Here is a 10,199-nt window from a genome sequence, read left to right as displayed (position 1 = left end):
GGAGGACCTCCGCTTCGCTCCGGGCGCCCCATTTTGGGCGTGAGCTGCGCCCACGCGTCCCTGTTACCGCTCGAACCAACGGAGGATCTCATCGACCGGTGCATCGATCACCCTGGCATCCGCTGGAAGATCACGATCGTCGCCTGTTGGGGGCAGGTGTGCGTGCACCTGCGGACCTGATGGTGGCTTGCTCGAACACGGCGGTGCAGGTGGAAACCCGCAACGGGACGATCAACGAGGGTGGCCAACGAGGTGGCGGTCCCACAACTACCTCCGACCGTTCCAGCCCGAATGTGACGGTGAAGCCCTGCATCCCGCCAGGAAGCACCTGATGGGTAAATGCCGAGATCGCATCGGCCCGGAACAGGCTGAGGAACTCGTCGGGAAGCTCGTTGTTCTGGGCGTGTTCTATTTGTGGCGATAACCTGCTTGATCGCGTCAAGCTCGGCTTCGCGGGACGGTACATCGATGTCGGGACTCACCCGACGGACATCGGAAAGTGATCGAAGCCCGCGCCATCAAACAAGCCTCCGGAGCGAGGCGGAGGCCCTTCTACCTGTTGTTGACCTCACGGATGCCAGACCAGGCATAGTTCCACCAGCAGGCACGAGAGGGAACGTCGTTCGGTGCGCGTGGTTCCAGCGCTTGGAACCAGACGGCACGCCTCCAAGGCAGACACGCGATCAGCGTGTCAAAGGTCAAGGACTGCAAGGAGCGAACGTGCGCCGACTTCTCTTCACCGTCCTCACCGGGCTGGCCGTGCTGATGGTCCTGGCGATGACGCCGGCGGCCGATGCCGCCGTCTTCCCTTTCACAACGGTTCGCAACAACGCCATCGCGGTTCCCTCCAGGTGCATCGGCCCGTTCAACGGCGGTTCGGCCGACGGCACTCCCATCGTGTTGATGGACTGCAGTCAGCTCTGGCACGGCTTCGCGCCCGTCAGCTCGACGGACAACTCCATACGCCACTCCAGCGGGAAGTGCCTGAGCCTGGCCAACACGCAGAACCCGACCCCCGTCGGCACCTCGCTGGTGCTGCGGCAATGCGCCAACGGCCCCACAGGCGATCAGCAATGGACGTTCGTCGCGGTGCGCCCCGGTGCGCCCGACGGCCTCTGGGTCCTCCGCCAGCACTTCTTCGGCTTGTGCGTAGGTCCGTCCGGCGGCAGCACGGCGAGCGGTACCCGGCTGGTCACACAGAACTGCGCCTTCGCCGCCACCACACAGCAGTGGCTGCTGGAGGGTCTGCCGAACAGGTACGGCTTCTCCTACGACGACGGGACAACCCCCTGACCTGGGCGTACTGACGATCAAAAGGGCGCCGCGATGCCGGTCGAAGGCATCGCGGCGCTGCTCCCCTTCACACCGCCCAAAGCACGTCACCGCGCCCATCCCAACCACCCCGCCCTCGTCGGCCGAGGTCCCGGATGCCTCCCAATATGGCCCCATGCCGCGGACCACTGTCCACAGCCGGAATCCCCTCTGCGGGACGACACGAAGCGATGCAGAAAATGCGACATCGAGCGACGCAAGTCACAACCACGCCGGAGCACCGTCGCGCCACATCGGATACCGGTCTTGATCTCTTGGACCGAGAGCGAAGCGAGCCTGTAGCCGTTGTGAACGTCCGCGGGTGCGAGGGCCTGTCCGCTTGTGGCCACTCGGCCATTCTGGGGTGGACGGGTGGGGATGCAGCGCTGATGATGTTGGACAGTACTGTCATGATCATCGGCCGACTGGGAGAGCCGTATGAAGACCCGTACCTGGACTCGCCGTGCCGCCGCTTTGGCTGCCAGCCTGGCCGCCGTGCTGGCGCTGGGCATCACTCCTGCGCATGCGGATACCGTGATCCGCAAGCCGCAACAACCATCACCGCAAGGGTCCATGGCGCGGTAAGGCGCGGCGGTACATTGTCCCCCTGTCCGGCAGGACGGGGGGATGTTCCGTCTTCATGGCCACTCGTCCGGCGGCAACCTCCGCCGCCGGGGCGAGAACGTCTCGGCCTGGGAGGTCGAACGCATCCTCAACGGATGCCCCGGCGTCGCGGACAGTGCCGTAGTCGCCGTCCCGTCACAGCTGGGCGAGGATGACATCAAGATCATTGTCCGCACGGCCGAACCTCACGCGCTCACCGCCTCGCACGTGTACGACTGGTGCAGGGAGCGACTCGCGTACTACCAGGTCCCGCGCTACATCGAGATGGTCCGCGAGCTCCCTACGGCCCCACGCAACGGGTACGAAAAGGGCAACTGTCGCGATCGGCCGAGGTCATCTTCGACGCTGAAGCGCGACTGGAAGCAACCTCTGAGGCTTCGCGCGATGCGTCCACGCACACGAAACCGCCCCAGCCTGCCGATATTTCGGCAGACCAGAGACGGTCTGGTGGAACAGTGGAGGTGCTTACCGCTTACTCGAACACCGCACCGCAGGTAGACGAGGTACGCCAGGCATTGAGGGTTTTTCATCCCGCTTCTCGGAGTTGAAGGATAAAGATCGCTTTGACGAGCTGACCTGCGAGAAGGGGGCAGCATCGGAGTTTGCGCAGGATGCGCCTTCGCGGTGCCGGCCGCACGGCATGACGCCGGCACCCTTCCGCCCGACATCGTCTACGGCAGCGGCGCCGTCAACGAGATCCTGTTCGTCGAGTGGTGGCGGACGCGGAAGGAGAGCCTGTCCGCCGGCACCACCCTCGCCGACGCCGCCGAGAGGGTCGGCGTGAACGAGAAGACGTTCCGGACGGCGGTGCACGAGGCCGAGGCGGCGGGCGAACTCCCGGAGGTGGCGAAGGTCAGCGACCGCCGTTACGACGAGGACGCTCTGCTGGCGTGGTGGCAGGAGAAGACCTCCCCGGAGGCGGTGGCGAGCGCGGGAACCACCATGAAGGACCTCGCCGAGACGGCCGGGCTGAAGGTGGACCAGGTGCGCTACCAGGTGCGCAAGGCCGAGGAGGCGGGCATCCTGCCCGAAGGGGTGCGGCTGGCGAGCGGCAGGTTCAACAAGAAGGCGGGCCTGGCCTGGCTGGAGTCCCTCGGGCTGTAAGTCGGCGTTCAACAAGTACCGCTTACGGTTGTGGTTACGTTCGCGACGATTAGTGCGAGCAGTAGCGCATCCAGTAACTCGTCTTGTAGCGCGCCCATTGCGTTACGCATCTACTGTCTGTTCGCTACCATCGGGCTAGATGAGATCTGGTTCAATCCATCTCACCTGGTGTGAGTGCCCCCGCCGTAGCTGACAGGCCTGACGGGGGTCACCCTACTGCGGGATCAGGTAGCTGTTTCGGCTACCTGATCCTGTTGACCAACAGGTCTACGAGGATGAGCCCGGCCCGCACTGCGAGCTGCGCCCACTCCGTCCACCTCGACTGGTCGTTCTTCTTGCACCGTTTGCGCATCGTGCCCCTTTCCGGTTGATGGCGATCGGAAGGATCGGCGCCATCGTAAGCAGCCGACCCCCCGATTGACTGCTGCCGGGACCCGCTTGCGCAGCGGACAGGCAAGAGCTTAGACGTGCGCTCGCACGTCGGGGGCAATAACGCCTACTCGACGGCGCCTTTTAGCGCCGCTGTCAACCATCTCGCTCAGGTTCATGACCAGGCCCGTGAGTTGGTTCTTTCCAAGGCATCGCGCTCGGTGCCTCCAGTTGGAGCAAGACGCAATCCGATCTACTCCGGCACGATGGCCCGCCGTGGAGTACGCGGCGATGTTCCAGCGGGCAGAGACGTGCCCGCTCTGCACGCGCGTCATCCTGCTGAGCACGCGTGACGACCAGGAGGCGGCTGCAGCTCTGGCTCTGCACTTCCGCTGCGGGTGCGACGGATGACGGCGCTGGCCGTCCCCGCTCCCCACGACCTTCCCCGCTGTGACTCCCGCATCGCTTCAGGGATGCTGTCGGAGCTGATGGCGCTTGCGCCGGCAGTGCGGCGCCGCGCCCTTGCATGCTCGCACCGCCCGATCTCGTGCAGGTCCTGGCGGTCGCGGGGCGCGAGCTCGGCACCCCGTACGGCGTGTGGCTCGGCGACCCGGTCGGCTTCGTCGAGCAGGTGCTCGGTGAGGCGCTGTGGTCCAAGCAGCGGCAGATCCTCCAGGCGATCACCACGCACAAGAACGTGGCTGTGCCCGCCGGGTTCTTGCGTTTTAAGGCGATCATGCTGACTTCTTGAGCGCTGGGTGGCGGCGAGCTGGGGTGCTGGTGCGCCCTCGCGGCCGTCCCGGGCCCGCCTTGGAGGGTTTCGGAGGGGTAGCGGGGGTGCCGATGATCGGTAGTACGCGGGCGAAATCCCGGCGGACTCGTCTGGGTGAGAGCCTGCGGTGGTGGCGGCGTTCCCAAGGGTAGCGTTGATCTTGGGCGAGGCCGCGGGCGAGCAAGGAGCTGAGCATAAGCGGCGAGCAGCACCCAGGTCCAGCGTTCGGCCTGTTCCGGGTGGTGGGGGGCGACATCGGTCCAGCTCAGCACGCTTTTCAGGAACTTCAGGTAGTGCTCGATATCGAACCGGCGAAGATATGATCTCCAGCATCGGTCCAGGTCGGGGATGCCCTGGCCGGACCAGAACAGCCACATCGGCTTCGGGGTGGGCTTACGTCCACCGGGTAGCCGTTCGACCTGGACGCGGATGAGGGTTCCGGACAGGATCGGCGCTTCTGCTCGGTGGGCGAAGTGGTCCTTCTTGTCCAGCTTGGGGTGCAGGCCGTCCCAGGCGGTGACGGTGACCTGGCCGTAGTGCTCGTCGGTGAGGGTGAGCTGCTGGTCGGGCTCGCCCCAGGACTCGGGCCGGGCGCAGGAGAACTGTTCGCCGTGGCGGCGGGGTCGTCCCGCACGGCCGCCGTTGCCGGGCGGGCGGGGTGGCGGGTCACGGTAGAGCAGCCGGTCATTGCGGATGCGCACCAGCACTTCGATGTCGTCGTTGCCGTGCACGGTGTGCACCCCGCACAGCTGGTGGTGGGTCCCCTCCGGTAGGTCGGCGCAGCGCTGGGCGTGCTCGCCGGTCACATCGTGCTCGCCGTGCAGTTCGTAGACCAGCACCGCCAGGTCGTATCCGGCGTCGTGGACGAACAGCTTGCGCCCGGTGCCTCCTGCCGTGCGCAGCCGTGCAGCCATGGCGCGGATCTGCTCGGCGGCGGCCAGCGTCTGCGCCGGCCCGCCGGTGGGCACCCGGACCACGTCCATCGGCGCGACCCACGAGTCGTGCTCGAGGTTGAGCTGTGTCACATGCTGCCAGGCCCAGCCGGGCACCCCGCCATCCACCCCACCCGGCCCGGACAGGTGGTGCCACTCCCGTCCGGGGCTGGTCTCGGCGTACGGGCGCGGGTGGGTGCTGGCGTCCACGGCGAAGGTCAGCGGCCACTCGGGCGGGCGACAGGCCACCAGTAACTCGCCCACCCGTTCCGGATCGATCCGGCCTCTGGCCAGGGCGTCATACAGGCTGCCCCAGCTGCGGCGAAAGACCGGCTCCAGGCTCAGATACGGCAGCGAGGTGACCGTCGGCGCGGACAACACCGCGTCGGTGAGCTCGAATAGCGCGTCCGCGCGCATGGTCAGGCAGTCATACCAGCCCGCGCGGAACTCCCGCAGCCTCGCCGTGGACTCCGCCACCGGCGATGAACTCTTCGTCGCGGCCACTCCCGCTCGCAGCGGCGTTACCGTCATACTGGACTCCACGGCCATCGGTTTGATCTTCATTTCTTCGCAGAACAGAAGATCGGCGATGGCCGCTCTCATGTCACGACGGCGTGCCGCTCCGCCACCAGATCGTGATCAGCCAGGACGAGCGACCTGTGACGAAAGTCCGCCTGCTCAAGCAGACCCTCGGCTGGACCAAGCCCCGCCTGCGTGACCCGCACGCCGCCGACACCTGGACCTGGCTCATCCTCACCGCGCATACCCAGCTGCGCCTGGCCCGCGGCCTGGTGAGCGATCTACGCCGCCCGTGGGAGAAGCCCGCCGTCCCCGAGCGACTCACCCCCGCCCGCGTCCGCCGAGGGTTTCGCAACCTCCACACCAAGGCCCTGCCCCGGACCTGCGCCGGCGGGGCGTCGTGGGCAGTGGTCGGCCGGGTGCTCGGGGTGTCCAAGCAGGCCACCCAGCAGCTCGCGGGCCGTTTGCGCTGGGCGGTGTCAACGCGGCGTTGACCCGGCAGGGAACGGCGCGTCAGGACCACGTGTAGGAGACGGCGGAGAGTTCCGCGAACATGTCTCCACCGACTCTGAATGAGGCGATGTACTGCCCCTTGCCGATCCCCTTGCCGGATATGGACTTGAATTTCGTCGCGCTTGACCCGTTTGTCGAGCACTTGGTGTTGCCGAGGTTGAAATTGCCGCTACTGGCGAAACTCTTGTGCTTGGGGCGGAAGATCACCAGTTCGCCGTTCACACAGTACTTGGTGCTCTTCGAATAGGAGACAGTAGCCTTGATGACGTTTGTCGCCTTGTGGACCGTGAGGCAGACCTTGACGTTCGCTTTCGTCTTGCACGTGGTGACCGACTTCGGCTTCGAGGCGGGGTCGTCTGCCGACGCGGGCGTGGCAGTCAGGGCCGACATGGTGACGGCCAGTACTGAGACGCTGAGCGCTGTTCGGATCTTGGACATGCTGCTCCCTCTCCTGGTAGCGGAACGAGGAGTCATGCTAGGGATCAGCGGTATGTCGTCGGTATGCCGCGTCGCTCGCGGTGCAGCGTGGTCGGTGGCGCGGCACCCTGTACGTGACGGTCGGGTTGGGGCGGGCGTCGCAGATGCGGGTGTCCCGCCCCGGCTGGCGGCGGCGTCCGGGGCGCACGCGATCCGCGCCCTCGCGGGCTATCTCGAGACCACGCCGGAGCGGTCGAGTTCGATCAACCGGCCCGCTCCGCCACCGGCTTGAGGAGTGCTGATCCCGATGTCCGCCGACCTGTCGCCCGGCTGGAATCCGAACCAGGCTGCCCGCTCCCGCTGAACGCGCTGCGGGACGCCGGGTGGACGGTGGTGGTGCCCGCTGGTCGGCGTGCGGCCGATGGGAGCTCGCAGCCCACGAAGCGGCTTCACAACCGTTGGAAGGTTAAATCGCAAGGGGTTCGGCCTCGAAAAATTCGTTAGTTTGTTCGATATCATACCCATTGCTAATGGCCGCATCGTTCGTACTGCTGAACTTGTTGAAACTGCGTTCGAGATAATGGCCTGACAAGAAGGCGGCAGCCAGGTTGTGCGCCGGGCGCGGGCAGCGTGGAACAGGGTGGAGCCAGTCTTAGGGAACGAAGCGCGGGCTCGATGAGCATGCCATCCTCGCGGGCTACCTCCTCGGCGATGGAGGCACCGGCAAGGACATCAGGTTCACGCAGCAGCCGGGCCCCGCCCTGGACGAGTTCGCGGCCGTGGTCGAGTGGCTTGGCTGCCGCATGCAGAAGCTGAGCAGGCCCTACGACTACGCCGTGCGCGGGCTCACCGGCCGACATGCGGGCGTTTCCGCCGTTCGCGCCGCTCGACCTCGACCCGCGCCACATGACGGAGGTGGACTCGGCAAACCGGATCATCCGGGTGTTCGTGCTGTCGAGCGTCCCGCGTCCCGAACTGGCCCGCGCCTACTTCGACGCCATCGCCCGCCATCTGGAGGGCAATTGGCTCCTGGAGGTGATCGCAGCGCACGGGGACCCCGCCGAGCACACTGCGCACATAGCGCAGTGGTGGTTCCCGGGCCCGGCTGAGCCCGTCCCGGCGCGTCCGGTCGCGTCGTCTCCGTTGCAGCCCGCCATCCCGGCCTGACCTGGGGTGTGGCGCGGCCGCTGGGCCACGACATACGGGGCAGGCGGGGCCGCAACGCCATGTGGTCGCGGACCGCCCTCACTCCGATGACCTCGCCGTGGGTCCCGTGGACCTTGGAGCGCCGCAGCGGAACCCAGGTGACAAAGGCGGCGTCGAGCTCCTCGATCGAGGAGAATGCCCGCCCGGCCAGGACATGGTCACGGACGATGGCGACCTGCCGCTCGACCCGGCCTTTGCCGGTGGGCCGGCAGGCGGCCAGCACATCGGGGTCGAAGTCGTAGTGTCCAGCGAAGGCGACCGCCTCCGGATGCAACGGAACAGTCTCACCCGGGGCTACGTGGCGGCGGACCACCGTCTTGGTGCGGTCGTAGACGATCGACATCGGCACCCCGCCGAAATGCTCGAACGCCCGGCGGTGGCAGTCGAAGAAGCTCGCCAGATCCTGGCTGGTGGTGAAGCAGCAAAACGGGTCGCGCGAATAGGACAAGGTCATGTGGAACGAGTAGACCTTCCCGATGCCGACATGGGCCAAGATCTTGCCCTCGTCGCCCCAGTCCACCTGGGCCTGAGCCCCCGGCACCACCTCGAATCGGCGATGCAGTCCCGCCAGTTCGCCCGGGCTGATACCGAGTTCGGCCGCGATCCGCGGCCGCGCCTCCTGCAAGTAGATCTTGACGCGCTGGTAGTTGCCGGTGAATCCGTAGTCTGGCACCAGACGCTCGTGGATCACCGCCCCCTTGAGCAGGATCTCCGCCCGCAACATGGCGTCGATCAGCGGCGCGACCTCGTCCACCACCCGCTGCCGTGGCCGAGTGCTGGGTGCCCTCTTCGGCGGCACCATCGGAACCTCGCCCGACAGGTACTTGGCGACCGTCCGCCGGTTCAGCCCGGTCGCGGCCGCGATCTCCCGCAAGCTCATCGCGCCGGACTCATTCAGGCTGCGAAATCGCCTCAGTTCCAACCAGCGATGCGGGTCCAAGACCACATTTGTCGTGGTCGAACCGGGCGGGCTGGCCGCCTGAGCCGAGGCGCGGTAGTTGTCACAAAGGCAGGATTCCTGTCACCGCAGCTCTATCCTTGCCCGGTGATCAACCTTCAGATCCGTGGCGACGGGCCCGAGGTCATGGCGAGGACCAGACACGGCCTGTCTTGGAGCGATGCGTTGGCCAACCTCGACCGGGCCCAGTTTCCGATGTTCGGCCATCTGATCCCATATGGCGACACGATCTTCAATCATCGGCAGATCGATACCCTGCTGGACGAACTACTACGACTCCCCGCAGGGCTGATCACCGACGCCTTCGCCGAAGCGCTCCGCGAGCTGTGCAGCATGGCCCAAGAGGCACCACACCGCTATCTGTGGTTCGTCGGAGACTGACACGCCCCGCACCGGCGGTGACAGCCATCGAGCTTCGGCTCATGCGGTTGGCTGTTGGCGCTGGTGACAAGTAGCGCGCCGATTTGGTGACAACTACCGTGCCTCGATGCGTCCGGAGGCCCAGGCCAGCAGCCGCCTGCGGTGACAACTATCGCTGCGGCACGCCGCCGGGCGCCGTGAACGCGGCTGATCACCGGGACGTGTCCAGGGCACCGAACTCGGCGCGGGCGGCCTCGACGGCCTCGGGGTATGCCTGGCGTTTGTCGTGTTCGGCCAGGGCGCGGTAGATGCTGGCCAGGCTGGGGTTGCGGCCCTTGCGCTTGCCGGTGGGGATGATCAGATCGGGCTGGATCGACTCCACGGACTCGCCGGCGGCGCGGCGGCGGAGCACGGTGTGCAGCATGTCGTCGGTGATGACGGGTGGGCGGCCGCCGTGTTTGCCTTTGCGAGCGGCCGCGTCGAGGCCTTCGAGGGTGGCTTCGCGGACGTTCTCGCGTTCGGTCTCGGCCATCGCGGCGAAGAAGCCGAACAGGATGCGGCCCAGGCCGGTGGGGTCGTAGATGCCGGGCAGCGGCCCGGCGAGCATCTCCAGCACCAGGCTGTGTGCGGTGAGGTGGTCGGCCAGGGCGGTGAGCTCGGCGGCGTCGCGGCCCAGGCGTTTCATCTCATAGACGGTGAGGATGATGCGGCAGTACGGGGCGTGCGCCTTGATCTGGCGGGCCAGGGTTAGGCGGCCTCGAACTGGGGGCGGACCCGCATCCGGCTGCTGATCTTCTCGGCGAAGATCTTGTCCCGGCCGATGCCGTGCGCGGCCAGCGCGTCCAGCTGGGACTGCAGTTCCTGGGTGAGGGTGGAGCAGCGAGCTTAGCCCGATGCGGATGTCGGCGCTCGGAGTGTCCGGCGCGACGGTGGCCGGGGCCCGTTTATGAGAACCGCGTAGGCTCGCGAGGCACGTTCTCAACCAAGATCAACGCGGTTTTGGGGCTCATGCCACGATTTTACGGCCACCCTAGAAGACGCGGGCGGCGCGCAGCCGGACCGGCTCTTATCGGAACGGATATACCCGGAACATACCGGCTGGCGCTACATTTCG

At 66.6% G+C, this 10,199-nt stretch carries 11 protein-coding genes; 6 read left to right on the top strand and 5 right to left on the bottom strand.

All coding sequences use genetic code 11. The features are described 5' to 3' along the window. Positions 1 to 720: 720 nt before the first annotated feature. From ACGFNP_RS22465 to ACGFNP_RS22450, 4 genes are all read left to right on the top strand, one after another. Positions 721 to 1,293, top strand: a complete 573-nt coding sequence (locus ACGFNP_RS22465) for an RICIN domain-containing protein (RefSeq protein ID WP_358335966.1) — start codon at positions 721 to 723, stop codon at positions 1,291 to 1,293. 456 nt (positions 1,294 to 1,749) lie between these two features. Next, positions 1,750 to 1,896 (top strand): hypothetical protein, encoded by a 147-nt coding sequence (locus ACGFNP_RS22460; protein WP_393321501.1) that lies wholly within the window; start codon positions 1,750 to 1,752, stop codon positions 1,894 to 1,896. Between the two features lie 42 nt (positions 1,897 to 1,938). Further along, positions 1,939 to 2,433, top strand: a complete 495-nt coding sequence (locus tag ACGFNP_RS22455) for a hypothetical protein (RefSeq protein WP_393321498.1) — start codon at positions 1,939 to 1,941, stop codon at positions 2,431 to 2,433. Between the two features lie 126 nt (positions 2,434 to 2,559). Further along, positions 2,560 to 3,039, top strand: a complete 480-nt coding sequence (locus ACGFNP_RS22450; RefSeq protein WP_393321495.1) for a helix-turn-helix domain-containing protein — start codon at positions 2,560 to 2,562, stop codon at positions 3,037 to 3,039. Between the two features lie 525 nt (positions 3,040 to 3,564). On the opposite strand, the gene ACGFNP_RS22445 is transcribed toward ACGFNP_RS22450, so the two are convergent. Beyond that, positions 3,565 to 5,643 carry a hypothetical protein gene (locus ACGFNP_RS22445; protein WP_393321492.1) on the bottom strand — a complete coding sequence of 693 codons (2,079 nt, stop codon included), beginning with the start codon at positions 5,641 to 5,643 and terminating at the stop codon, positions 3,565 to 3,567. 128 nt (positions 5,644 to 5,771) lie between these two features. On the opposite strand from ACGFNP_RS22445, the gene ACGFNP_RS22440 reads away from it, so the two are divergent. Continuing rightward, positions 5,772 to 6,125, top strand: coding sequence for a hypothetical protein (locus ACGFNP_RS22440; protein WP_393321489.1), 354 nt, complete (start codon positions 5,772 to 5,774; stop codon positions 6,123 to 6,125). A 19-nt stretch (positions 6,126 to 6,144) separates the two neighbouring features. Here ACGFNP_RS22440 and ACGFNP_RS22435 read toward each other — a convergent pair whose 3' ends face one another. The 3 genes from ACGFNP_RS22435 to istA all read right to left on the bottom strand — a co-directional run bounded on the left by ACGFNP_RS22435 (position 6,145) and on the right by istA (position 8,707). Further along, on the bottom strand, positions 6,145 to 6,582 hold the full coding sequence (locus ACGFNP_RS22435) for a hypothetical protein (RefSeq protein WP_393321486.1): 438 nt from the start codon (positions 6,580 to 6,582) through the stop codon (positions 6,145 to 6,147). 207 nt (positions 6,583 to 6,789) lie between these two features. Next, entirely contained in the window at positions 6,790 to 7,014 is a 225-nt protein-coding gene (locus tag ACGFNP_RS22430; RefSeq protein ID WP_393321483.1) for a hypothetical protein, read from the bottom strand. A 481-nt stretch (positions 7,015 to 7,495) separates the two neighbouring features. Beyond that, a complete protein-coding gene (gene istA, locus ACGFNP_RS22425) occupies positions 7,496 to 8,707 on the bottom strand; it encodes an IS21 family transposase (protein WP_393321480.1) in 1,212 nt (403 codons plus the stop codon). A gap of 105 nt (positions 8,708 to 8,812) precedes the next feature. Here istA and ACGFNP_RS22420 point away from each other — a divergent pair, with 105 nt between their 5' ends. Then, entirely contained in the window at positions 8,813 to 9,106 is a 294-nt protein-coding gene (locus ACGFNP_RS22420; RefSeq protein ID WP_358335993.1) for a hypothetical protein, read from the top strand. Between the two features lie 190 nt (positions 9,107 to 9,296). Here ACGFNP_RS22420 and ACGFNP_RS22415 read toward each other — a convergent pair whose 3' ends face one another. Next, complete coding sequence (locus tag ACGFNP_RS22415) at positions 9,297 to 10,067, bottom strand: recombinase family protein (protein ID WP_393321477.1); 771 nt, start codon at positions 10,065 to 10,067, stop codon at positions 9,297 to 9,299. Positions 10,068 to 10,199 lie beyond the last annotated feature (132 nt).

The sequence above is a fragment of the Nonomuraea sp. NPDC049269 genome, from assembly GCF_043197155.1.
GTDB lineage: Bacteria > Actinomycetota > Actinomycetes > Streptosporangiales > Streptosporangiaceae > Nonomuraea.
The sequence above is the reverse complement of the archived record's forward strand: the minus strand, read 5'-3'. Positions and strand labels throughout refer to the sequence as shown.